The organism is Archaeoglobus fulgidus DSM 4304, from assembly GCF_000008665.1.
In the GTDB taxonomy this organism is placed as follows: domain Archaea; phylum Halobacteriota; class Archaeoglobi; order Archaeoglobales; family Archaeoglobaceae; genus Archaeoglobus; species Archaeoglobus fulgidus.
On the sequence record NC_000917.1, the window covers coordinates 1263002 to 1287435 of the forward strand.

Annotated in this window: 15 protein-coding genes; 2 read left to right on the forward strand and 13 right to left on the reverse strand. The window is 48.9% G+C overall.

What is annotated here, in order from left to right:
* Nucleotide 1 precedes the first annotated feature (1 nt).
* The 13 genes from AF_RS07120 to AF_RS07180 form a co-directional block, all read right to left on the reverse strand.
* A complete protein-coding gene (locus AF_RS07120; protein ID WP_148183457.1) occupies nucleotides 2-1051 on the reverse strand; it encodes a hypothetical protein in 1050 nt (349 codons plus the stop codon).
* A 149-nt stretch (nucleotides 1052-1200) separates the two neighbouring features.
* Nucleotides 1201-2346, reverse strand: coding sequence for a right-handed parallel beta-helix repeat-containing protein (locus AF_RS07125; RefSeq protein WP_010878909.1), 1146 nt, complete (start codon nucleotides 2344-2346; stop codon nucleotides 1201-1203).
* On the reverse strand, nucleotides 2343-9602 hold the full coding sequence (locus AF_RS07130; protein ID WP_158296888.1) for a NosD domain-containing protein: 7260 nt from the start codon (nucleotides 9600-9602) through the stop codon (nucleotides 2343-2345). Before AF_RS07130 ends, AF_RS07125 begins: the two co-directional genes overlap by 4 nt.
* 122 nt (nucleotides 9603-9724) lie before the next feature.
* Nucleotides 9725-11155, reverse strand: coding sequence for a dihydropteroate synthase-like protein (locus tag AF_RS07135; protein WP_010878911.1), 1431 nt, complete (start codon nucleotides 11153-11155; stop codon nucleotides 9725-9727).
* Nucleotides 11152-12921 carry a chloride channel protein gene (locus tag AF_RS07140; RefSeq protein ID WP_010878912.1) on the reverse strand — a complete coding sequence of 590 codons (1770 nt, stop codon included), beginning with the start codon at nucleotides 12919-12921 and terminating at the stop codon, nucleotides 11152-11154. Before AF_RS07140 ends, AF_RS07135 begins: the two co-directional genes overlap by 4 nt.
* A 203-nt stretch (nucleotides 12922-13124) precedes the next feature.
* Nucleotides 13125-13586, reverse strand: coding sequence for a riboflavin synthase (ribC, locus tag AF_RS07145; RefSeq protein ID WP_010878913.1), 462 nt, complete (start codon nucleotides 13584-13586; stop codon nucleotides 13125-13127).
* On the reverse strand, nucleotides 13583-14701 hold the full coding sequence (locus tag AF_RS07150) for a pyridoxal-phosphate-dependent aminotransferase family protein (protein WP_010878914.1): 1119 nt from the start codon (nucleotides 14699-14701) through the stop codon (nucleotides 13583-13585). Before AF_RS07150 ends, ribC begins: the two co-directional genes overlap by 4 nt.
* Nucleotides 14701-15129: an adenylyltransferase/cytidyltransferase family protein gene (locus AF_RS07155; RefSeq protein WP_048064389.1), complete on the reverse strand. Its 429-nt coding sequence runs from the start codon at nucleotides 15127-15129 to the stop codon at nucleotides 14701-14703. The genes AF_RS07150 and AF_RS07155 overlap by 1 nt, the downstream gene beginning before the upstream one ends.
* 34 nt (nucleotides 15130-15163) lie before the next feature.
* Nucleotides 15164-15979 carry a ribose-phosphate diphosphokinase gene (locus tag AF_RS07160; protein ID WP_010878916.1) on the reverse strand — a complete coding sequence of 272 codons (816 nt, stop codon included), beginning with the start codon at nucleotides 15977-15979 and terminating at the stop codon, nucleotides 15164-15166.
* 24 nt (nucleotides 15980-16003) lie between these two features.
* Nucleotides 16004-16753: a slipin family protein gene (locus AF_RS07165; protein ID WP_010878917.1), complete on the reverse strand. Its 750-nt coding sequence runs from the start codon at nucleotides 16751-16753 to the stop codon at nucleotides 16004-16006.
* Between the two features lie 216 nt (nucleotides 16754-16969).
* Nucleotides 16970-19612, reverse strand: coding sequence for a UPF0182 family membrane protein (locus AF_RS07170; protein ID WP_010878918.1), 2643 nt, complete (start codon nucleotides 19610-19612; stop codon nucleotides 16970-16972).
* A gap of 49 nt (nucleotides 19613-19661) precedes the next feature.
* Nucleotides 19662-20339: an aspartate/glutamate racemase family protein gene (locus AF_RS07175; protein WP_010878919.1), complete on the reverse strand. Its 678-nt coding sequence runs from the start codon at nucleotides 20337-20339 to the stop codon at nucleotides 19662-19664.
* Between the two features lie 35 nt (nucleotides 20340-20374).
* Complete coding sequence (locus tag AF_RS07180) at nucleotides 20375-21538, reverse strand: HD domain-containing protein (protein WP_010878920.1); 1164 nt, start codon at nucleotides 21536-21538, stop codon at nucleotides 20375-20377.
* A gap of 112 nt (nucleotides 21539-21650) precedes the next feature.
* Here AF_RS07180 and pheT point away from each other — a divergent pair, with 112 nt between their 5' ends.
* Complete coding sequence (gene pheT, locus AF_RS07185) at nucleotides 21651-23294, forward strand: phenylalanine--tRNA ligase subunit beta (protein ID WP_010878921.1); 1644 nt, start codon at nucleotides 21651-21653, stop codon at nucleotides 23292-23294.
* The gene (locus AF_RS07190; RefSeq protein WP_010878922.1) at nucleotides 23291-24433 is read left to right on the forward strand and encodes a cofactor-independent phosphoglycerate mutase; all 1143 of its coding nucleotides are present in this window, start codon (nucleotides 23291-23293) and stop codon (nucleotides 24431-24433) included. Before pheT ends, AF_RS07190 begins: the two co-directional genes overlap by 4 nt.
* The last annotated feature ends 1 nt before the right edge of the window (nucleotide 24434 follow it).

Genomic DNA, 24434 nt, shown 5'->3' on the forward strand with positions numbered 1-24434 from the left:
ATCACCCGAATGTGACAGTTTCACTGCCCTCGAATTCAATTTCGTCAGTCACCGGCCCTGTTGGTGTCTGCTTAACCCTGTAGTATCCCTCTCCATTCAGCACAAGCTCACCGCTGCCATGAGCAAGGATTCTGAACTCTCCCTGGCCGCTCGCAGTGAAGTTGCCCTTTGCCACTATCATCTTAACTCCGGGAGTGTCAACCTTTGTAACTATAACCTCTTCCGGAATCGTGACGTTTCCTTCGCCCTTGATCTGCACCATGCTGAAGTTGCCGCTCAGCTCAAAGGAGCCATTTACGTGTGCGTAGACGAATCCGGTGTGGTACTCCGGTCTTGCCTCCCTCGCCAGCTCCTTTACGATTTCAAAGGCCTCCCTGAAGAGCTGGTTTACTTCCCTCACCTTCTCCGCAAACTCTGGTGTACCCACGTAGCTCTCTAGCTCGTCCACAGCTTCCTCAATTTCGCTTATTTTCGCATCCAGTTCACTTACGTCTACTCCAGCAGCCTCAAGTCTGTCTCTTACCTGTATCAGCCTTTCGAGGATTTGATCGTACTTCTCAATTACGTATTCGTGCGCTGCAGACCTCATCTCCTGTCTAAGCTCTCCCCACATCCCTTTGATTTCCATGGCAACTTCCCTAAGTTCTGTGTAGTTCTGGGAAGCGTTTATTTCATCTTCAATTTCGTTCAGCCTGTTCTCTATTTCCTGGAGTTTGTTCATCAGTCTCTCCTTGGTCTCATTTCCAACGTTCATGTTTTGGACTCTCATCTGGACTCTTTCCACCCACCTCTTGGCCATCTCAACCCATGCCTGCAGGTGCTTTTTCCACGCCTCAAACCTCTTTTCCTCTGCCTGCTTCCTTGCCTCCTCTATCTTCTGCCTTGTCTGGTTGAACCATTCCTTAGCCTTTTGGAATCCTCTCTCCGCATTTTCGAAGCTTGGCTTTCCGTCACCGACCTGGGGCTTTTCCTGCTGCCACGGTGATGCTGCCGATGCTACCGACACCAGCAGTATCATCAAGATTCCCATTCCCAGTAAATTCCATCTCATTTTCACCACCTCAACCCTAAGTTGGTTTCGGAATTTATAAGGAAACTTTCGTTCTTATGGTTCAAAAAAGCCCGCAAAATGGATTTAAAGCTTTACGAAGCTTTAGGATACTTCAGAACAGTTAAAAATCGTAGGAGGGGAGTAATTTTTCAAACTCTCCTCCTCAGTGCAATGGTTACGGCAATGGCGATGATTGTAGCGAGAGCTTCAAATCCCGGAGTGGGCTTTTCGGGAAGATGGGGATGGGGAATAGGGGCACCTTTGCTTGCAGCGAGAACGAAAACTCCACTCTCGTTTGAGCTGTAGCTGAGGGGCATGAACTCACTGCCGTTGTAGTAATCTGAAGCCAGCTTCAGTTGAGCTCCATCAAAGCGGTATATAGCTAAGGTCTTTTCAAAATCCTCAGACTCCTCCAAGTTAAGCTCAAAATACACCGATCCCTTACCATCGTAAATGCTGGGATTGATTGTAACATTCAGGATGCTGCCATACTGAACAAACCCATCGGGCATCTTTAAATTGACAACGGAAATCTGGAAGTTCTCTCCCGAAACATTGACGCCATCAAAAACGTATGTGTTGCTTAGAGAGGCATCGTCAACAGCATACACTCCCCTCACATCATTTTTGCCCACAATCAGCCTGCTTTCTGACATGGCATGGATGAAAGCATCTCCATCGAACCTGCAATTTTCAATTAGATTTTCCTCCCCTCCGTTCAGCTCAATCCCATTACTTGTGTTGATTTCAAGATTTCTCAGCTTAACACCTCTTGAGGACTCCGCAGCAATGGCTATTGCTCCGCCCTCAAAACTGCTGTTTTCAATTTCCAAGGACGAGTCCTCCAAGCTCACCCCAGTGAAAAATCCGCTGAAGGAGAGCCCTTCAAGCCTCCCACTGCCAATACTGAAGGCTTTAATTCCTTCAAAGTTATTAAAAAAGCTGGATTTCTTTATTGAAAGGTTGTTTACGAATCTGATCTCCATTCCAACGCTCCCGTTTTTGATTTCCACACCCTCAAGGGAGAAGCTGTCAACGCCGAAAACCGATATTACTGGAAGATGTCTGAACTCAGGCTCGATAACTGCGCCATCCCCCAAAATCCTCAGCGACTTCTGTATTACTAAATTTTCTCTGTAAATGCCCGATTCGATTAAAATTGTATCGCCGTTGGTTGAGGCTGCTATTGCATCGCTGATTGTTGTAAAATCGCACTGACCGCAAACCCTTAGGGTTGCAGCCGATACCTGCGGTGTTGCTGCAAGCAGTATCAGCATGACGAAAAGAAGCCTCATTTTTTCACCACCCGAATTTCAATGTTCCCTTCGTAGGTGACATCACGGCTTCCGGTGTAGCTGCGGGTCATCTGGCATTCGCGGTATCCACAATCCCATGTGTAGCTGGTGGATGAGGGAGTAGAGCGTTTTACATTATACTGCCCTCTCACTTCCTCCCATCTGTCCTCTCCAACTTTCTCAAGGATTATGCATCCCCAGAAGGGGTTTTTATCTGTTACAGACGGGTATGTTTCTACCCACACATTCTGAACTTCAGCAAAATTACCCTCGTGGCAGCCCTCTCTCAAATTCGTAGGATTGGTTTCCGGATTCCCGTCATACTGGCAGCCTCCAGAATCGCTGTAAGAGTATGTCTCGCTACCGCTCCCCTTCGAAGAGCTCCATGAGACAGTACTCACACTGCTGTATGTGTGGCTGTCAGAGCCTTTCATGCTGAAGCTAAGAGGGACTGGCGCTATGCAAACAAGCAAATCTCCGCTTGGGGTTTCGTAAACCATTTCAGTTTTCACATCTCCAACATGAGCCGACACCGTTCCGGAGAAGGAGCCCTGAGAACTCGATGACGAACTCACACTATTATCGCAAAAGCTGCTACTACCTCCTCCGCTATTTTCGCTGTTGTAGAACTTGGATTGTATGAATGTGGCGGTTGTCCGCTCATCTTCTCCACCCTGCTTCCATGTAGTCTGGGAGGTGAAGAAGTAAGAGTGTCCGCGAGCCTCATTCAGTGTTTTTGAATAACTTCCGCTATCAGTCTCCCAGTGACATTCTGAATCATCAGGGCAGCACAGGGCTTGCATTGAATGAGATAGCTCCTCAGTTCCGGATAAACTCGTCACCGAAATCGCAGACCACTTGATGAATAATGTGAATTCCTTTTCTTTCACCTTTATGCTCGCTGAATCCCTCACCACTCCGAGTTCGCTTCTATACTCAAAACTCATTCTTGCAAGCCCCTCCTTCTCCCCGGCAGTATATTTCAGCTTGGCAACACCGTTTTCATCAGTTACGGGATTTCCGGAGGCATCTAACACCCCCGCAGGAGTTAGCCTGCCGTCAAGAAGCTGATTTCTGCCCACCACTATGGATTTTCCGGCTAAGGGCTCTCTCTCCCCCTTTTCGTTTTCCCTGTAGAGGCTGACCTCCACGAAGGTTGAGTGTCTTGGGAGTATCTCCCTCTCAGCCTTCACGTCCATCTTCACACCATTTATTTTGATTACCGCGACAGCAGTAGCTTTTTTCATCCCCCTGCCGAAGGTTACAACTTTAACCAAATCCTCTCCGGCCTCTATGCCTTCTTTGAGCGTGTATTTCGCCACAGCAGTCCCCCCCTCGATCCCCTCTCCAGCTGTTCTCGTATCTCCAATGACCCACTGGTTGGAGCTAACAATCTCCCCCTCCGTTGAGACTTTCGTAGCTTCCCAATCTGCCCTCACGACTCCCCTTTCCGTTTCCTTCTGGAAGTAAACCTCCTGCCTCCTCAGCACGTTGCCGAGAGATTCGCTGATCCAGACCGCAGGTTTTCCTCTGCAGTCTGTAACCTTTGCGTAGATGGTGGCCTCTCTGCTCTCTTCCGAATCAGGTGAAACCGAGTCAGGGACAACCTTGATCTCTATCCTCGGATCTCTCGGCGGAACTGGTCTCTTCATCTCAAAATCGTCAATTATCTGCCTTAAATCGCCAGTCCTCTGAATTATCAGCCCCACATTGTCCAGAGGATTGCTAACTTCGGTCACATAGTAGTAAGTTTCAGGAAGTATCGTGCGCTGGGGAAACTCCTGCAGGTCTGCGGTGATGTGGTAGTAATGCATGTCCCCACCAATTTTTATAACGTAGAAGTAATCCGGCATGCCGGGATTTCTTAAAGCGGTTTCCGCCTGATTCAGAACCTCAATTAGATCGTTGACGCTGTAAACCTCCACTTCAGGAGACGTGCTCCTCACGAACTCCGTCGCTCTTGCCGCCAGAAAACTGCTGATTTTAGCTTTGTCAGCTTCTTCAAAGCCCTCAATCCCGTAAAGGAGCTTAATGTCATCTCTGAGCATGTCCAACGCAGTGTCGTCCAGAACTACGGCAACACCGACCTTCGGCTTGGAGCATGCGCTAATCCCCTCAAGCCTTATGTATTTTTCAGAAATTTTCTCCACCAGATTTCTTCCTTCCAATCCCCACATCTCAAGCCCGGAAGAGCTCCTTTCATACAGGAACTCAAGCTCAAGGTTTCTCGTAACCTTTCTGCCACAATCAGCAGAAATCAGCGTTAGCGGTATTCGGTAAACCTTCCCGCTTCCGCTGTAAGCCTCCCCCGTCAGGTAGTATTTTCCGGGCTTTATTGTGAAGCTGTAGTCGTAGTGGTTTCCGCTGATTTCCATTTCCTCGAAATCCATGGTGTAGAAGTCTATCAGCCTGATTCTGCTAAGCACGATTGGAGAGGTGTCATCGGTATATCTGAGATACGTCCCCTCCACAGTGGAATCTTTGAAGCAGACGTGGAAGGTTGTGATGTCGTCATCCAGAAGCTCTCCTGATTCGTTGTAAAGGCTGCTCCTCAGGATGTATGTGCCCTCTGTCCAGTCTGCGACAATTTCGTTAAGTGCAACGAAGTAGTCGGAGTGAATTGGGGCGTAATTTTTAATCTCAGGCTCTTCGGAAAGCACTGGGAGGTATATTCGGTCACCATCCGGGCTTTCCAGCGAGACCATCAGCGTTCCATTCTTCTGGCTACCCGTAAGCATGTGCTCAACCAGAATCTCCTGCCCCCTGCTGAAAACATCCCTGTTAACGTAGAGCTTCACTGAAACTTTCTGGCTGTGGTAGATTTTTTCGGTTGAGACGGAAACTTTTTTGCCATAGCTGTCAACAATTTTCCCCACCAGCAGGTAAGTGCCCTCTTCCATGCCGTCAAAATCAAGCGTTGACGGAAGCTTTCCGTAGTAGCTTAATTTCAGATACCTGCCATCAATCGGCCTCTCCTCTTCGCTCCAGTCGGGATAGTAGAGCTTTCTGCCCAGAGGTGTGAGCAGATAAACGTAGCCCTCGTAACCCTCGCTTGCACCATCAACTTTCAAGTAAGCTTGCATAGTCTCGTTCGCTGAAATCGCCCTGTCGAAGGTGAAAACGGTTATCTGGGGGAAGGTGACGTTCTGGTTGGGTATGAGAGTAACGTTCCTCACAACCCAGCCTTCCTCGCCCCCACTCTCAGCGTTCTCGGAGATGAACGAAATTATGTTCTCAACATCCGCACTGACGTTTGAGATGGGCACCTCGTAAACCTGGTATGACTGGGTTGGAGTGAATGAGAAGACCATTCCTCCCTGAAGGTCGTTATACTGCATGACGCCATCCCTGTAGAACTGGTTTACGTGGACGTCAATTCTGGCGTCTCCTTTAGCTTCAAACTGCAGGATGTAATCGCAATCTCTGCCAAAGAAGGAGAAGGCAACATCCTCCACGAACCTTGGAGTGGTTTCTGTTCCCGCGATGCTGACCTCTCCGAGAGCTAAGGGAACTATTTTGAACTCGACCTCCCCTCTGCCCTTCTTGCCGTAATAGTCCTCTCCGTTGACGATGATTCTGTGCTCGCCAAGAGAGAGGCGTGTGAGCTTAACGCTTCCAGAGGTGGCAAAGAGTGGGATGTCTATTCTCTCAGCACTTCCATCATCAAGGATGAAAGACGCCCTCGCCAGAGGAACGGTGGAGACGAAGTTTAAATCAAGCTCCCTTTCCACATACTCCTCGTTTTTCGGATTGATGATTTTAATCTCAAACTCAGGCTCAACAACCTCTTCCAGCGGTGGGGGTGATTTGACACCTCCTCCACCACCACCTGCTCCACCACCCGCTCCTCCCCCAGAAGAGATGCTGATGGAGAAGTTCACGATGGTGGAGTTGAGGTTCCCAGCAGTGTCGTTGACGTAAACCCTGAGATTGTAGTTTCCGTTGCTCAATCCGCTGATGGTGGTGTTCGGGGTGAAGGTTACGTTGGCTCCTGAGTTAAGGCTATACCACCACCTGTCAACATCGGGGTCGGGGGAGTAAACCTCAAGGTAAACGTAGTTGGCTGAATAGGTTCTGCCCTCCACTGGAGAAACAACGTAAATCGCCGGAGCCCTGAAGTCCGGGTTGGGGTTTGTTAAGGGGTGGTAATCTCCCCCGTTCTGAATGTTACCGCCGGAATTGTATGGCAGAAGAGTATCGCCTAAGCCATCTCCACCTGCAACATCCTCTCCCGCATAGTCGTGCCAGTAGTTGCCCCCAAGATAGGGCCCGCCAATTATGTTCTCATCTGCTGTTGGGGTGACGTTCCATCGGTTGTTTCCGGTGTCGTAGGCATTGACGGAGTGGTTGAAGAAGTAGTTGTTGTAAATCAGGTTGCCTGAGGATGAGGTGGAGTGGATGCCGTATTTCTGTCCTCCCCTCCATGCGCCATGTATTGGGACTTTTTTAGCTTTGATGTAGCTGGAGGTTATTGTGTTGCCCTCAGATTCGTAAAGCTTGACTCCGCTCCCTCCTGAGTAGCAGTCGTCTGCAATTGGTGAGAACTCAATGTAGGGCCCGTTGTCTGTTATGTTTGCCCCTCTTACAGTATTGTTGCTGGAGTAGCTGAACTCTATCCCGTAGCACCAGTTTGAGTTGATTTCCGACTTCTCAACCGCCACATTCTCGGATTTTCCAAGAAATACTCCCGCTGCCTCGTTCCTGTCACCGTTCCACTCGAAGGTGGAGTTGGTGATGGTTATGTTGCTTGAGTAGTATGCGGCCAGCCCGGCGAGGTGGTTGTAGTATGCCCCAACGGATTCTATGGCTGAGTGAGAGGTGTTGTAGAGTATTATTCCGTGTGAGTTGGAGGATAAACCAAGATTTTTCAGCGTGATATTTTTGCAGTTGGCGCATGCAAAAAATCCGACGGGAGGATTGGCAGAGTGGTCTAAAACCAGATCAGAAGCATTTTTGAGGAAGTAAATCGCCCCTCCGGTAACAACATTGGAAGTGTCTATGTCGTGGTTGAAGTCCTCAAAAACTGGGGCGATTTCGTAGTCACCAATCTCGCCTGCGTCAAAGTAAAAGTCGTAGGTGTTCTGCAGCAGACTGTTGTCCCTCATGGTTATATTGGTGGAAAATGCCGACATTGAGGAGGTGTCAATTTTCACACCTGCATACTTTTGATTTACAGTGTTGTTCACAAGAATGCAGTTGCTCACATGATTTAGCTTTATGCCATCGTCATCCTCAAGAATTGGCGTAAAGCCGTTTATGATGTTGTCTGCGATCACACATCCGTTGGAGCTTACAGCAATCCCGCCATATCCTTCAAGGATGTTGCCGGAGATGTTCGTGTAATCTGCATAGCTTTTTATCCATATGGCCGGCATTGTGGATTGGTAGTATTTCACGAAGCGGTTTCCGTGGATGGTGTTGTGCGATGCCTTTCTATACTGCGCCCCCTCAACCACAATGTAGCCGTAGGAGGTTTGATTCAGGAAGGTGTTGAAGGAGATTTCGTTGTAACTGGACTGCTCAATGGTTACCATAGAGCTTTCGAAGATATTACCGGTTATCGTGTTTCGATTCGAGCCGGAGCTTATGTAGCCCTTAACCAGCACAACACCGCCATTGACGAACCTGTTGTTTCTTATGACATTGTCTGTAGATTCAAAATCGGTTATCTGTGTGCAGTCTCCAAGCCCTGTTATCTCGTAGGTGGTGTAGCCAACTTTAATTCCTCCATGCTTTACATATCCGTAGCACTCCCCATAAGAGGCGTTTTTGATTGTAAATCCCTGAATAATGTTCCCATTCGACTTAAGCGTGAATCCGCTTCCGCTGTTATTCGCTTCCACGACCGGATTGCCCATCCCAGTGATGTTCAGAGTCCTGTTTACGACGATGTTTTCGACATAAGTGCCATTGCAAACGACAATCGTGTCTCCGTCAATTGAAGCATTAACAGCATCCTGAATGCTTGCGAAGTCTGCGGAGCAGTTTTGCCCATCATCATCCACATACCATGTCTTTGGATTTCTGATAGTGGTGAAGCTCATGATAGAGCTGTTTGAATAAAGGCTTGCATTGTCAGGTCTGAAGGAGTAGACTGAGAAGTAGTAAGCTGTGCCTGCCGATAGCCCGCTTAAAGTTATCATGGGACTGTCTGTGCTGTTGTCCCAAGCTGACCATTGCGGGGATGAAAGGTCGGAGTTCGTGCTGAACAGAACACGGTTGTTTGCAGCTAAGCTAACATCCCATCTTATCGTGGCACTTGAGTTCGTTACGTCACTAACTCTCACATTCGAGATTGCTGGAGGCTGAAGAGTTTCGAAGAGCATTGGATAGTAGTCTTTTGATTGGCTTGCAGAACCTGAACCACCAATTGGTAGTGGTATACCACCTCCTCCGCGCCCTCCATCCGCTCCTCCACCTTCCTCACCACACCACTCACTGGAGATGTTGTAAGGTGTGTCTCCTATCCCATCTCCGTTGGAATCTGCTCCAACATAGTCATCCCAGTAATTGCCTGTATAATTGGTGAACACATTGCCCTGATAGGCGTATTGATGCATCTCCGTGGAGTTCCAGTGGTTCCTTCCGCAATCGCGGGCATTTACGCTGTTGTTTATGAAACGGTTGAGGTAAATCTCGCTCTCCCTTCCCGAACCCATATTAATTCCGTAACTGGTTGCATCTCTGATGGTGTTGTTCACGATGGTGTTGAAGTATGAACTTCCGTAGATGTAAACACCAGTCTCAACAGCAGTGATGTTATTATCCCTAACAACAGTATAATTCGAATCCTCAATCTGAATCCCGCCATACAGGTTGTAAAAAACATTGTTTGAGATATTCACGTGGTCGGACGGGTCTCCGTTGAGTGGCTCTACGTCAACACCATCATCGTTGCCGTTCCTTATCGTGAAGCCCGTGATGGTTACGAAATCTGCATGCACTTCAATAACATCATCATTCGTGCTCGCCTCAAGAATGCAGTTCGCAGTGCCATTTTCCGACCTGAGGGTTATGCTCTTTGTGATGTTCAGATAAACGCTGTAAACGCCATCTCTCACAACGACCGTGTCTCCATCGCTTGCAGAATCAATTACCTCCTGAATCGTCTTGTTGTCGGGAACAACTATAACTGCTCCATGAACGGGAATGATAAGCATTACCAATAATATCCCCAAAAACCCCAGAATCCTCAAATTAACACTCCTTTCGCTAACTACAGAAAAATCACAGGTGTTCAGAGCATTTGTGCTCATTTTCAGCACCTCTGTCATCCCAAGCAATAGGCAAAAAATAGCCCGTAGCTTGGTTTCGCCAATTCAACTTTAATCAATATAAATTTTCCTATTTAACAATAATGTTATAATGGCAAAAAAAGCTATTTCTGGTAAAACCCAAAATTCAACTCCCTGTCCTGAATGTAGCTCTTTTTAAGCAAAGCTGCAATCTCGGCCTTCATCAGCTCCCTGCCGAGGTAGGCTGCGTGGTCAAGCCTTGAGAGAAGGTTGTTTTTTATTGCGGTGTCAGCAACTTCCTTGGCTTTCTCTCCAACAATTGTCATCCTGTCGTGCTTGCAAACGATTTTGCCATCAACCACCTGAATTATGAAGTCTCCGAGCGGGTCTCTCACGAACTCTCTTGTCTCTTCGGCCCTCACAAAGTCGTCAAGCTCCACCCTTTCCTCGTACCTCACCTTCTCCTTGAGAGCCAGAAGGCTGACACCAGCGTCCTTTGGTGGGGAGTTCCTGATTTTTGCGGCCTTGGCGAGATAGGATGCGATATTGAGCTCCCTAACACTGCCAAAAGTCTTTGGACTTGCCTCTGTCGTGAACAGCAGGTTGCATTTAAGCTCCTCCGCGATGAACGCCAGCAAGGCGTTAATTCCAATGGAATCGGCATCGCTTAGCTCCGTAACATTTCCAGCTCCAAAGAGAAGCGGAGTTTTTTCATCACGCCTTCTGAACTCCGCATACCTTCCTATTGATTCAGCAACTTTCAGTGGTGGATCAAGGATGGGGTCTGCAATGACCCTCTCCACCTTCTCCCCGACCCTCTCAACGAGATTCAGCAGTCCATCAATGTCCCTTTCAACAACAACAACCGCCTGATTTTCAATTAAGTCCAGAGCCTTCAGGTTGTCCATCGAAATGCTCATAACCATGTCAACTCCGTGTTTTACTGCAATCTCTATCGCCTTACTGCTGAAGGTGTCGATGCTGAGCGGAAGCTTGGAATGGTCAACGGCAATCTTCAGCGTTTTGTGCAGCCACTCCTTATCGAATTCCAGCGGCACACCAATGTCGATTATGTCCGCTCCGCTCTCCGTGTAATGGTCAATTTTCGCCCTCAAATCATCAAAATCGCAGAAGCTCGCTATTTCAGCAACAACCTTCATTCTGCTGCTACCGCCAACCTTTACACCGCCTATTTCAAATGCGCAGTCTTCATCAAGAGCGTCAATTTCCCTGAGCGTTTCCTCAGCCCTCAAAGACTCCACGAGCCTGCACGCGGGAATTTTGTGGGAGAACTCGACCTTTCCAATTAGCTTTAAAACGTGCTGCAAATCGTAAGCGTGAATAGGGCCGAGCCTGACCTTAACACCCTTTCTCCTCTCAAAATCCTCCCAGTTGTGGCTGTAGGTTAAACCGGGAACGAGGACGAGGTCGTAACCGCTGAAATCCTCATTTTCAAGCATAGAGGGGGTTATGAAGGCCGCAATGTCTATGTTGTACACTTTAACGTCAGCACCCTTGCCATATTTCCTCACCATTTCCTCAGCCAGCTTCCCCGTGACGAGCAAGACCCTCATGAAACTATCCTCTTAACCTCTCTTGCGTGGGCTTTCATTATGTCGCTTCTTGTTATAATTCCTAAAAGCTTTTTCTCGTCGTTGCGGTCAACTACCGGGAGTCTGCCTATTCCTTTGTCCACCAGCTTTATCAAAGCCTCCTCAAGCGTTTCGTCAGGATACGTGACAATCAGTTCCCTCGTCATGATATCCCTGACAAGCTTTTTGTCCCTCTCCTCCAGCGGAACTCTCTCAACGTCCTCGAAAGTAACCATTCCAACTAACCTGCCGTCCATCACTACCGGAAAACCCATGTGACCCGTTTTCTCAATAAGTTCGAGGACTTCGCTCACTCTCTGATAGGGCGTAACGACCACGAGCTTGTCTGCTGACACCATCGCATCCTGAACTCTCACATTTTCAAGAACGTCGATTGACATCTCCATCCTGTGTGCAGGACTCTCGGCCCTCGTTGCTACTTGCTCAGCATAAATTGAGTAATCTCCAGCGAGATAGTACGCAAGAGTTGCAGCAGTCATTAAAGCTGGAAGGAGCGAGTACCCGCCACACATTTCAAGAACCATTAAAATCGCTGCGATCGGTGTTTTTGCCACCGCTGCGACAAAGGCAGACATGCCTATCAGAACGAAGGCTTCTGGCTGAACAATAACGTTCGGAAAGAGGTAGTGGAAGGAGTAGCCTACGAATCCGCCAACCATGCTCCCTATCACTATAGAAGGAGCAAAGACTCCCCCGCTACCACCGGTTCCAACTGTAAGAGAAGTGGCAACGATTTTGCCAAAAATCAAAAGAAGCATTACCGTTACTGCAAGTTTACCGTCGATGGCCATCTGAACGTAACCGTACCCCATACCGAGAACTCCGGGTAAAAACAGCCCTATAACTCCGGTGAAGAACCCTCCGATCGCCGGCTTGAAGTAAGGGGGAATGCTGACCCTCTTAGAGTAGTTATGGACAGTGTAAAAAACTTTAACGTAAATAATGCCAAAAAACGCTGCCAAGACCGAAACGATCGCGTAAATTGGAAACTCAAGCGGTGAGTGAATCGTAACCTGCGGGATTTTGAAAATCGGTAGAACTCCGAAGGGTGTGTTTGCGAAGTAGCTCATTATCACGTCGAATACTATGAAAGCCACAATGGACGACACAAACGCGGGAACGATTGCCTCAACCTCGTTATCCCTCTTGTAAAGGACCTCAATCCCGAACATTGCCCCTCCGAACGGGCTTCTGAAAATGCTCCCTATGCCCCCCGCAACACCGCAGATAACCAGAATTCTTCTATCCTTGTCGGACAATCTCAGCAACTCCCCGACAAATGAGCCAAAACCTGCCCCTATCTGAGCTATTGGCCCCTCTCTCCCGGCACTACCACCGCTTCCGATTGTGATTGCTGAGGCAATTGTTTTAACGATAGGCACTCTAGCCCTTATCTCACCTCTTGCTCTGTGAAAGGCTCTTATTACAGCATCTGTGCCGTGACCCTCTGCTTCCGGTGCGAATTTGTAAACAATCAACCCGCTCAGCAGTCCTCCAAGAGCAACAACAACAGGCAGAGGTAGTATCCCCAGATGAAGTTCTATCTTTACTACCTCAGCTTCTCCTCCGGCGAGAGGCGGATTAAAGCTGTCCAATCCGGAAAGGAAAATTTTTGTGAATAGGTCAAGTAGGAAGTAAAAGATGAAGGCTCCTAAGCCGGAGATTACACCCACAATAGCGGCCAGAAGTATGAGGTACTTGGAGCTTAATGGCGCCCTTCTTTTCACGCTTCGTTTTTGCTGGGGGAGTGATGATATATTTTTCTTTCAGATTCTGTCACCAACTTACAAAATTGCCATTTCGAATTTTTGTGCTGCCAGCAGTAGGAGGATAAAGCTTTGTATTTATCAATACGGTGTCAATTGAAGCTTTGGAGCAAAGAAGTAAACTTTGAAAGTTGGGCTGAGTTTTATGAAATAAAAAACAAAAATCACTTCAAAATCGGCCCCACGTCAGGATACCCCTGCCTCTGCCCCGTTCCCGCAAGCTTCTGCAACCTCTTCGGATTGACAAGCAAGTCAACCGCATTCCTGACATGCTCCCTGACTCTGTTCTCAGCGACCATCATCAGCGTTTTCTCGTCCTCCGCCTCATCCTCGTGGATTGTGACGTCAATGACGTGCTTGTTGGTCATGAGCTGAACTATAACCAGTCCCATGCTCAGAACGATGTAGCTCAGCATGTCCTTCTGCGTCCCTCCAACCCAGCCGAGAGTGATGACTATATCGCACCCCTTCTCCTCAAGAAGCTTTTTCGCTGCAATGGGCAAGTCCTTTATGCCCGGCACTGTGTAGCGCTCGTAGGGGATGCTGCTTATCTTCCTCAGCTCGTCTATCGCTATCTTCCCCATGTTTATCCTTGAGAAGGTCGTGTCTGCAATGCCAATCTTCATTGCAAATCCCTCAGCAATATCTGAGCATACTGCAGTGCCGGCTTAATGGCGTTCTTCCTCATCAGCACGTCCTCAAGCGCCGCCAGAGTTGAGACTGTCTCGAACTTCCCAACGTTCCCCATCGTTCCGATTCTGAAAATCTTGCCCTTCAGCTCTCCCTGTCCACCGCTTACGAGGATGCCATACTCCTTCTTCAGCGTGCCTCTAAGCTCGGAGTCGCTGACACCTTCCGGCATTTTTATTGCAGTTACCGTGTTCGAGTAGCTCGAATATTTGTTCAGGTTGGGGAAGAGCTCTAAACCAGCTTCAACAGCCCACTTTCTCACAGCAGCACTCAGAATGCGGTGCCTCTGGATTCTGTTTTCCAGCCCTTCTTCATCAATAATCTTCAGCGCCTCGGCGAGGGCGAAGAAGAGCGGAACTGCTGGAGTGTAGGGGGTCTGCATGTCCTTCAGCTTCTTCCTGTAGGCAGCTAAGTCAAGATAGTAGGGGCAGCGCTCGTTGTAGTAATCCCACGCCTTCTCGCTCACAGCAACTGCAGCAAGCCCTGGAGGAGCGCCGAGGCACTTCTGGCTGCCCACGATGGCAACATCCACACCCCACTCATCCATTTTGACGTAATCCCCTCCAGCGGAGGTTATCGCATCCATTATAACAAGAGCGTCATACTCCTTCGCCAGCTTTGCAATCTCCTTTGCAGGGTTAAGGATGCCCGTGGAGGTTTCGTTGTGGACGAAGGCAACAGCCTCGCATCCATTATCCAGAGCCTCCTTAACAGCATCAAGCTCGAAGCTCTCCCCCCACGGCACCTTCACCCTCTCAACCTGTGTGTAGCGCTCCGCTATGTCTCCAAGCCTCTCCCCAAACTTTCCGTTTTCGAGCGTGGCTATCTTCTTAACCCTGCTGAATGAGGCGATTGCAGCCTCCATTCCTGCTGTTCCTGAGCCTGAAATCAGGCAAATGTCCCCCTTCGTGCCGAAAATCTCCCTAAGCTTCTCAACGCAGAACTCCATGATTGCGCTGAAGTCTGCCGTTCTGTGACCAATCATCTGCCTTGCCATGGCTCTGATAATTCTCTCATGCAGCTGAACCGGGCCGGGAATCATCAACAGCATTATCTCCCTCCGTACTTCTCCAAAATCCTCTCAATTATTTTGTGCGAACTGCAAAGCGGGCAATCCTCCTTAACCCTAATCCTGACAACCTCACAGTTCAAATTCCTCTTCCGCAATTCCTCCTTAAGCCAATCCTCATCAAAATGCTGGTCGTGGCCCAGAACAATAACGTCGGGCTTCAGCTCCATTATAGGCCTGAACATGTCATCCTCATCGCCGAGAATTGCTTTGTCAACATACTTTATCGCCTCAACAACCCTCCTGCGCTGCTCTTCAGGCACAACAGGCTTTGGCTTATGTCTGACATTCTTCTCCCTCGCCACAATCACGATGAGCTCATCTCCCAGCTTCTTCGCCTCTCTGAGGAAGGTTATGTGTCCCGGATGGATTATGTCGAAAGTCCCTGTAGCCACGACCCTTTTCTTCATCTCCAATCCAAATTCAGGTAGGCATAAAAGTTTTTCAGATATTCTCCGCTATAAGCTCAGCAACGCTTATCCTGCTGAAGGCACACTCAACAGTGTCGGTAGCGATGATGTCCTTAATTCCGGCATTGAAGAGCTTTATTGCAGCATTCTCAGCCAGAACTGCGTGAACGCATGCCGCACTGACGCTTTTAGCTCCAAGACCGTAAAGAATTCTCGCAGCCTCAGCAACTGTGCCGCCAGTGGAGATTATGTCGTCCACAATGACAACGTCTCTTCCCTCAACGTCGATTGTCTTGGGAGTGATTTCGACAGTTGTGGCGTCAATCCTGCGCTTCTCCATGTAGTCCCACTCACATCCTGCATGCTTTGCAGCAGTCTTTACTCTCTCCATCGAGCCTTTATCGGGGGAAATCATAACAACATCCTTCCCTGCAAAGTACTCACCAACCAAGGGCATTGCATCGAGGTTCTTCAGCTTGCTGAAGTGCGATGCCGCATCGCTGCTGTGGATGTTTACAGTAACAACTTCGTCAGCCCTGCTTTCCAGCATCTCAGCCACAATTTTAATGCTCACAGCTTCTCCTTCCTGAAACACCTTGTCCTGCCTTGCGTAGCCCATGTATGGAACCACAGCCTTGGCATTTTCCAGAACATCCAAGGCGAAGATTAGGGCAATGAGGTCTTCATTGGAGTTTATGCTTCCCACAACCACCCCTTCTTTCTCCATCACCCTCACGTAAAGCTCTCCATCGGGAAATTTTTTGAAAACCGCCCCTCCAATCTCAATTCCTGCGGCTTCAGCAACCCTCCTCGCCAGCAGCGGAGAAGACGGACACGGAATTATTTTCATGAATCAAAAAAAGAGGAAGGGCTTTTAACTTTTAGCTTTCTCCACGAAGAACTTCAGAAGCTCCACAGGAATGGGCATCACGATGGTCGTGTTCTGCTCCGCAGAAATCTCGTTTAAAGTTTGCAGATACCTCAGCAAAATCGCCCCTTCACTCTGGGCAAGCACGTCAGCAGCTTCCCTCAGCTTCATTGCAGCCTGATACTCACCCTCAGCCCTTATAATCTTCGACCTCCTTTCTCTCTCAGCTTCAGCCTGCATCGCCATTATCCTGCGCATCTCCTCTGGCAGTTCAACGTCCTTTATCTCCACAGCGGTCACTTTAATGCCCCACGGATTCGTCTCCTCGTCAATAATCTGCTGAAGCTTCACGTTGAGCTTATCCCTCTCCGAAAGCACCTCATCCAGCTCTGCCTGACCAATTATGCTTCTGAGCGTGGTTTGGGCAAGCTGGGCGGTGGCGTACTGGTAGTCAAAAACCTCCGTCACGGCCTTTGCTGGATCAACGACTCTATAGTAAACCACCGCATTAACCTTAACCGTCACGTTGTCCTTTGTAACAACCTCCTGCGATGGCACATCGTACGTTACAGTTCTGAGGTCAACGACAACCATGTTTTCGAGAATCGGGATTATAAAGAACAGTCCCGGCCCCCTCGCCCCCACAAGCCTTCCGAGCCTGAATATAACTCCCCTCTCGTACTCCTTGACTATTCTTACAGCGGAGAGGAGAAACAGAACCACCACTATAAGCAATCCTATCCAGTACCACTCCATACGCAAATAAATAACAAGAGGCTAATAAGGTTTTTCATGAGTTTGATATTGAGATATTGCAGAAAACGAATCCACGAAGTCTTGAAGCGTTGCCAGCAGAATAACTTGACAAAACGAATAGCCCTGATGGAGTGTGAAATAGACTATCCGGGAAGCTTTGAAGCTGAGTGACAGAGTATCGTGAGATTTTCCGAGCCCGCAGTTGAATTTGGACAGCTATTCTCCCTCGTATCCCAGCACCTCTCCAATCTTTTTCAGCATCTCTCCGAAGGTTTCCCAGTCCCCGTTCTTTGCGGCATCGACGAGCTTGCTGTAGTACTCCCTTAGAATCTCCAGCTTCTCCTCCACAGTCTCAGACGGTTTTTCAGGTGTTGCTGGCTTTTCAGCTGGTTTTTCTCCCTTAAACAGATTCTCCAAAGCTTCGTAAAGGTTCGTTCCCGTTGCAAGCTCCTCATCCTGAACAACGATAACCAGCCTGAGTTCCGGGATTTTCGCAGACTCCCCTCTAAGATACACAGGCTCCACGTAAAGCACTGAATGGTTTATGGGCACCACGAGCAGGTTGCCCCTTATCACCCTCGAACCTGCCTGGTTCCAGAGGGTGAAGAGCTTTGACAGCTCCGAATCCTGGTCAATTCTCGCCTCAATCTGCATCGGTCCGTAAATCAGCTCTCCTTTCGGAAACTCGTATATAATCAGCTCTCCGTACTTCTCATCGCACCTTGCAGCCATCCACGCAATCATGTTGTCCCTGTTCACCGGCGTCATGGGGAGCATCAGTATGAACTCCGGCTTATCTTCGATGGCCAGAGTAACGTAGTAGGGTTCAACCTCTATGACATCATCCTCGTACTTCTCCTTGGCAACAGCCCAGACGTCTTCCCTGTTGTAGAAAGCCGTCACGTCCTTCATGTGGTAGGTGGAGTAAATGTGCGCCTGCACCTCGAAGTAGTCCCTCGGATACCTGATGTGCTTCCTGAACTCCTCCGGCATATCCTTCAAAAAGACTCCGGGCAAGGCTTTTTCGAGTGCTCTCACGTACGCATCTTCCTGCACGACGTAGAATCTAACGCTTCCGTTGTAGGCGTTTACAAACACTTTGACGGGATTCTGCATGTAGTTGAACCCCCTGACCTCAGCAGAGTAAGGGAAGTTCTGAAGAACAGAGTAGGCGTCGATTATCCACCAGATTTCGCCGTCGATAACTGCGACATAAGGGTCGTCATCGTAAACGAAGAATGGCATTATGGTTGAGACCCTTTCAACAATATCGCGGTGCATCATCAGCCTGCTTTCGTCGGTGATGTAGTTACTGAGAATCAGGTTTATGTCCCCAAATCTGAAGGAGAAAAGCACTTTCCTGAAGTAATCCAGCTTTATCCCCCCATCGCCAGCATATTTGGTGAAGAAGTTCACGTCCCCCTTGGGATAGTCAAACTCCTCCTGAAGCGTGTTCACCACCACGTAGTCGTCTGTAAGCTCGCCGTAGTAGATTTCCGGCCTCTCAATTTTGATTAAGCCCTCAGGCGGAATGTCGTAGATGTAGAACTCCGGCAAGCCCTCCTTTGAGACTTTGTTGACGGGCGATGCGACGATTCCGTAACCGTGGGTGTAAATCAGATGCTTGTTCAGCCACGTCTGGGCTCTTGACGGCAGGTTTTCTGTTGACAGTTCTCTTGCAGCAAGCAAAAGCTGAACGTAGCTGTCGTTAATCCTGTATCTGTCCACGTCAACGTCCTGAATGACGTAGTACGTTCTGATCTGCTGCAGCTGCCTGAAAACGTCTCTGATAGGCCTGTGGTCCCAGATTCTGATGTTGTCTATCGTGTCCTTAGCCTCGAGGATGTCGTTGTAGTTAACCACATCCCAGTAATCGAATTTCTGCAGCTTGACATCATGCAGATTGTAGGCGAAGAGAGTGTAGTTTATGCTGTAGGCTATATATCTCCCCTCGTAGCTCAGCTCGGACGGCTCAACGACGAACTTCTGAACGAAGAAGGGGGCAACGAATGTCAGCAAAATGGCGATTACAAAAAGCACACCCACTATCTGAAACACTCTTTCAACTCTTCTTCTCGCAACGATGTAGGCGGCAAAAATTCCGGAAAGCAGAACGATTGCAGAGAGAAACATAAGGGAGGGGGACAGAATGTTTACGTCAACGTAGCTTGCCCCGCTAATCAAGCCGTGCTCCGAATGAACGATCTCGAACCTTGAGAGGTATATCAGAGCAGCGGACAAAAGGAATGATGCAAAGAGAAGAGCGGAGAAGTGCATGAACCCGCTCCCCGGAAAGATTTCCTTAAACTCCTCCAGGCTTTTAACCCACCTGAAGGCGTACATGTAAGCAAAGGCGGCTATGGCCAAAGAAATCAGCAAAGCTGCAAGCAGAGACCCGATAACTATCTTCAGAAACGGAAGCTGGAAGGTGTAGAAGGCCGCATCTATCCCGAAAATTGGATCGCTTACTCCAAAATTGGATGAGTTAAAGTAGAAAAGCATGCTGCTCCAGTAGTTCTTAACCGTGAGCGCTGCAAAGAATGCAATTCCAAAATCGGCAAGGTGGGGGATTTTCAGCGGCTCGCCGTGGAACTCAAGTGTGACCTTTCTTACGGCAACATTTGTGAGGAACAGGGGAACAAAGAAAATAATGAACTCGAGGAAGAAGAAGCCAAGCGAGTGTTTCAGGTAGGTTAGGAAGACGTTTTCGTAGCCAACGGACTCAAACCACAGCATTTCGGTGTAATAGTAGATCGAAAGCGAAATGACGATAACCAAACCAAATACGAAGGCGAGGAAGTAGAATACCTTCATTTCGGGCGGTTTGTATGGGGGAGGGTACACTGGCGGTTCCTGCATAATGCAATTCTGCTTTGAATGTTAAAAAGTTTGCTGTGCTACCAATACTCTACCCTTCGAGCAGAAGCTGAACCGCAGCTTCGGCGTGCAGTTTTGTGGTGTTGTAAAACTCCTCATCCCTGAGGATTAGCGGGAGTTCGGTGCATCCTAAAATTATTCCCTCAGCACCCCTCTCCTTAAGTTCATCTACAATTTTTCTAAGCCTTCTCTCCGACTCCTCCCTTATTATTCCGAGGCAGAGTTCGTCAAAGATGATGCTGTGAATCGCATTTCTGTCCTCCTCCTTTTCGGGGACAATTACTTCAATCCCGTGCTTTTTCATCCTTTCCTGATAAAATCCATCCTCCATCGTGAACTTCGTGCCAAGCAGCCCGGCTTTTTTGACACCATCCCCCTTCAAAGCTTCAGCAGTCACATCGATTATGTTTATCAGCGGAATGCCGATTCTTTTCTCCACAGCATCAGCAACCTTGTGCATAGTGTTCGTGCAGATTAGAACTGCCTTAGCTCCGGCATTCTCAAGCTTCACCGCAATATCTCCAAGAATTTCTCCGAGCCTGTCCCACTCGCCTGCCTTCTGCAAACTGACGATTTCCTCAAAGTTCACGGAGTAAAGGAGTACTTCGGCGGAGTTCCAGCCCCCGAGCTTTTCTTTGACCATTTCGTTCATGATTCGGTAGTATTCGACCGTCGACTCCCAGCTCATTCCGCCGATTAATCCAATCATAAATAGACTAATCGCCTAACAAGATAAAGCTTTGGCTACTGCGGAAAAATCTCGTCAAGCGACTTCTGCACGACCTTTTCTATACCAAAATAGTCTGCTGCCGCCTTTCCAACTTTATCAACGAATCTCCTGTCCGTGTAAACACCAAGTCTCCAGTTTTCTACCGCCGCATCCTTCAACGCCTTAACGAGGGGGGAAACCTCTTCAAGCGGCTTCAGCCCACTCTCAGTGTCCACCATAACTCCCGACTCCCTCATCTCCTCCACGGGAGGGATGTCGACGATGACGTACCTCTCATCTACTCCGGCCATTTCCGCAACCTCCCTCTCAGCCCTTCTCTCGCTTGTCCTCATCACCTCCCTGAAATCCAGAGACCTCCGGGAAACGTAAATGGCCCTCTTAAACAGCCTCCTGTTGTTCAGTCTGTCGTATGTCTCCCTTTCCTTTTCCTTCAGAAGCATCATCGCGTCAACGTCATCCATTTCCAGAAGATTCTCGGCCTCAAAGCCGGCCTCGATTATTCTCTCCATCGCCCTCTCGTACATCTTCCTCGCTATTCTGCAAACGTGGTGGAAGTAAACCGTCGGATACATGAGAAACCTTGATATGAGAAGGCTTTCTGCAGCCTTAACACCCCCCTGCTCGATGACAACAGCGCCATCGAACTTTATCTTGTCAATGAGGCGGTAGATGTCGAAGACCCCGTATGCAACACCCGTGTAGTGAGAATCCCTGACGAGGTAATCCATCCTGTCAGCATCAATCTCTCCGTTGACAACGGATCTTCTCTTTCCAGTCACAATTGCCTCAATCTCCGAAATCCTGAATCCAAGGTTTTTCAGCACATCTTTCAACTCTCCCCTTACCACCTTCGAAATCGTCTCGTGGTTGTAGGATGCGTACTTTTCGAGGAGTCTCTCGCTCCCGTGAGAAAAGGGTGCATGGCCAACATCATGAAGCAGCGCTGCAGCAACAACGACATCATCAAAACCCATTCTCTCCTGAAGGATCCTTGTGACGTGCATCACGCCGAGACTGTGCTCAAATCTGGTGTGGTTGGCTCCGGGATAAACGAGGTTGGCAAAGCCGAGCTGGTTGATTCTCCTCAGACGCTGGAACTGAGGAGTGTCAACAATCTCAACCATCCAGTCCTCCAGCTTAATTACACCGTGAATAGTATCCTGAATGCTTTTTTCCATTGATGTTGTTCTGGTTGGGCCGATAAAAATTTACCGCTAAAAGGCCTGTCTTGAAGTATTTAGCGCATCACCCAACCTAAAAAATTTTAACCTCAACTTCAAGCAAAATCCAATGCCAGTTGTCACGCTTTACTGGGATGAACTCGAAAGGCTCGTTGGGGCTGACAGGGATACCATTCTTTCCCGCCTCCCCATGCTTGGATGCGATATCGAGAGAGTTGAGGATGACCACGTTGATGTTGAGTTCTTTCCCAACCGCCCTGATTTGTACAGCGTCGAGGGCGTTGCGAGGGCTTTGAGGGGCTTCCTCGGCATAGAGAAGGGGCTGAAAAGCTACTCTGCAGTCAAAGGAGAGTGGAAGATTACAGTTGAGGAGAGCGTTCTTGCGGTGAGGCCGAGAATTGTTGGCTGTGTTGTTAAGGGCATCAGGATGACTGATGAGGTCATCAGAAGCCTCATGGAGGTTCAGGAGGACCTGCACTGGACAATAGGGAGGAACAGGAGAAAGATGGCCATCGGAGTTCATGATTTGAGCAAGGTTTACTTCCCCCTCCGCTACAAAGCTGTTGATGCGAACTTCTCCTTTGTTCCCCTTGACTTTGACAGAGAAATGACGGTTGCGGAGATTCTGGAGGAGCATCCCAAGGGAAAGGCATACGCTTTCATACTCGAAGGGAAGGACAGCTATCCCATGATTGTTGACTCTAAGGATGAAGTAATCTCCTTCCCTCCGATAATAAACGCTGAGAAGACCAGAGTGACCGAAGAGACTACAGACCTATTTATCGACGTTACAGGCTTCGACGAGAACGTTGACAGGGCCATTGCCATACTTGCCTGCATGCTCGCAGACAGAGGTGGCAGAATTGAAAGTGTTGAGGTCGTTTATCCCGACCACGTTGAGCTTACGCCAAATCTTGACGTCAGATTCATGGAAGTTGACGTTGATGAGGTGAACTCCCTTCTCGGTCTGAGCTTATCTGCAGAAGAAATAAAAGAGTCCCTCGAAAAGATGCGTTTTTCGTGCGAAATTGAGGGGGAGAAGCTGAAGGTGGGAATCCCTCCCTACAGGGCGGACATAATGCACGAGTGGGATGTTATTGAGGATGTTGCCATAGGCTACGGATACGAGAACATAACCCCAGAAATCCCTCCAACGCTCACCTTCGGCAGAACTCATCCGTGGAACGACATCAGGAGCCTCGCAAAGGAAATAATGATTGGCCTTGGATTTACCGAGGTTATAACCTTCACCTTAACCAATGAGGCGGTGATGTACGAAAAGATGAGGAGGAAGGGCGAGCCGTGGAAGGACTACGTGCCTGTTATGCACCCACTCACGACTGAGCACACAATTCTGCGAACATCCCTACTGCCAAAGCTTCTTGAGCTTCTCTCCTACAACAAGCACCACGAAATGCCCCAGATGGTGTTTGAGGTGGGAGATGTTGTTGTAAACTCGAAGAACAGGCTGCATTTGGCAGCATGCATCACCCACTCAAGAGCGAACTTTTCCGAAATCAGGAGCTACGTTCAGGCGGTGATGAGGGAGCTTGATTTGACATGGGAGGTAAGGGAGTCGGACGATGAAGCCTTCATCGACGGCAGGAGGGCCGAGATAGTTGTTGATGGTAAAGCTGTTGGAGTTTTCGGGGAGGTACATCCTGAGGTCCTTGAAGGCTTTGAGCTTACAATGCCCGTCTCAGCCTTCGAGATTGATTTGTCAGCTTTTTTTGATACAGGAGAGCTGCTATGAAGTATCTGCTGCTGATTCCGGACGGAATGGCCGACTGGGAGGTGGAGGAGCTTGACGGCAGAACCCCCCTTGAGGTTGCTGAGACTGAGAACATGGACTTCCTCGCCAAGGAGGGGGCTTGCGGGATAGCAAAAACCGTCCCGGACGGCTTTGAGCCGGGAAGCGATGTTGCCAACCTCACAATTCTGGGAGTTGATGTGAGAAAGCATTACACGGGAAGGGGGCCTATTGAGGCTCTGGCGAGAGGAGTGAAGGGGAAGCTTGTCTTTCGCTGTAACCTCGTGAAGGTTGAGGATGGAGTGATGGTGGACTACTCAGGCGGGAGAATAAGCGATGAGGAGGCGAGAAAAGTTATTGAGGAGCTTAACAGGGCAAAGCCCTACGACTTCGTGAAGTTCTACGCCGGCAAAAGCTACAGAAACCTGCTGGTTATAAACAAAGATTTCAGGGATGACGTAAAAACCTTTCCGCCGCACGACATAACCGGTAAGGAGATTGATAAGCACCTGCCCTCCGGTGGAGAGCTTGCAGAGCTTCTTAAAGAGTTGATGGGCTGGTCGGCAGAGATTTTGCCAGAAATTACCGATAAGGCCAACATGATATGGCCGTGGGGTGGGGGGAGGATGCCATCCTTCCCGAACTTCGGGCAGAGATACGGGCTGAGGGGAGCGATGATTACGGAGGTTGACCTCCTTGAGGGCATAGCAAGGGGCATGGGCATGGAAGTCGTGCAGGTTGAGGGAATTACCGGCTACATCGACACCAACTACAGGGGGCTTGTGAGGGAGACTGCGAGAGCACTGGAGGAGCATGATTTCGTTGTACTGCACACAGAGGGTATTGATGAGGTCGGACACGAGGGCGATGCTGAGCTGAAGGTTAGGGCGATTGAGCTTTACGACAGCAAAATTGTTGGAAAGCTGCTGAACAAAGTTGATCTGGATGAGACAAGAATACTGCTCCTCCCAGACCATCCCACTCCAGTTAAGGTGAAAACGCACGTTGCTGAACCAGTCCCCTTTACTTTATACGGCAGGGGGAGAGATGAGGTTAAGGTTTACACGGAAAAAAGCTGCAGAAGGGGAAAATTCGGCCTTGTGGATGGTTTAAGGCTTATGGACTTACTTATAAAAAAATAGG

Bases quoted from the DNA above. Each gene is read 5' to 3' on its own strand.
- pheT (WP_010878921.1), top strand. From the start codon at position 21,651: ATGCCAGTTGTCACGCTTTACTGGGATGAACTCGAAAGGCTCGTTGGG.
- AF_RS07120 (WP_148183457.1), bottom strand. From the start codon at position 1,051: ATGAGATGGAATTTACTGGGAATGGGAATCTTGATGATACTGCTGGTG.
- AF_RS07130 (WP_158296888.1), bottom strand. From the start codon at position 9,602: ATGAGCACAAATGCTCTGAACACCTGTGATTTTTCTGTAGTTAGCGAA.
- AF_RS07160 (WP_010878916.1), bottom strand. From the start codon at position 15,979: ATGAAAATAATTCCGTGTCCGTCTTCTCCGCTGCTGGCGAGGAGGGTT.
- AF_RS07165 (WP_010878917.1), bottom strand. From the start codon at position 16,753: ATGGAGTGGTACTGGATAGGATTGCTTATAGTGGTGGTTCTGTTTCTC.
- AF_RS07170 (WP_010878918.1), bottom strand. From the start codon at position 19,612: ATGCAGGAACCGCCAGTGTACCCTCCCCCATACAAACCGCCCGAAATG.
- AF_RS07180 (WP_010878920.1), bottom strand. From the start codon at position 21,538: ATGGAAAAAAGCATTCAGGATACTATTCACGGTGTAATTAAGCTGGAG.
- AF_RS07135 (WP_010878911.1), bottom strand. From the start codon at position 11,155: ATGAGGGTCTTGCTCGTCACGGGGAAGCTGGCTGAGGAAATGGTGAGG.
- AF_RS07175 (WP_010878919.1), bottom strand. From the start codon at position 20,339: ATGATTGGATTAATCGGCGGAATGAGCTGGGAGTCGACGGTCGAATAC.
- AF_RS07125 (WP_010878909.1), bottom strand. From the start codon at position 2,346: ATGAGGCTTCTTTTCGTCATGCTGATACTGCTTGCAGCAACACCGCAG.
- AF_RS07190 (WP_010878922.1), top strand. From the start codon at position 23,291: ATGAAGTATCTGCTGCTGATTCCGGACGGAATGGCCGACTGGGAGGTG.
- AF_RS07150 (WP_010878914.1), bottom strand. From the start codon at position 14,701: ATGCTGTTGATGATTCCCGGCCCGGTTCAGCTGCATGAGAGAATTATC.
- AF_RS07155 (WP_048064389.1), bottom strand. From the start codon at position 15,129: ATGAAGAAAAGGGTCGTGGCTACAGGGACTTTCGACATAATCCATCCG.
- ribC (WP_010878913.1), bottom strand. From the start codon at position 13,586: ATGAAGATTGGCATTGCAGACACGACCTTCTCAAGGATAAACATGGGG.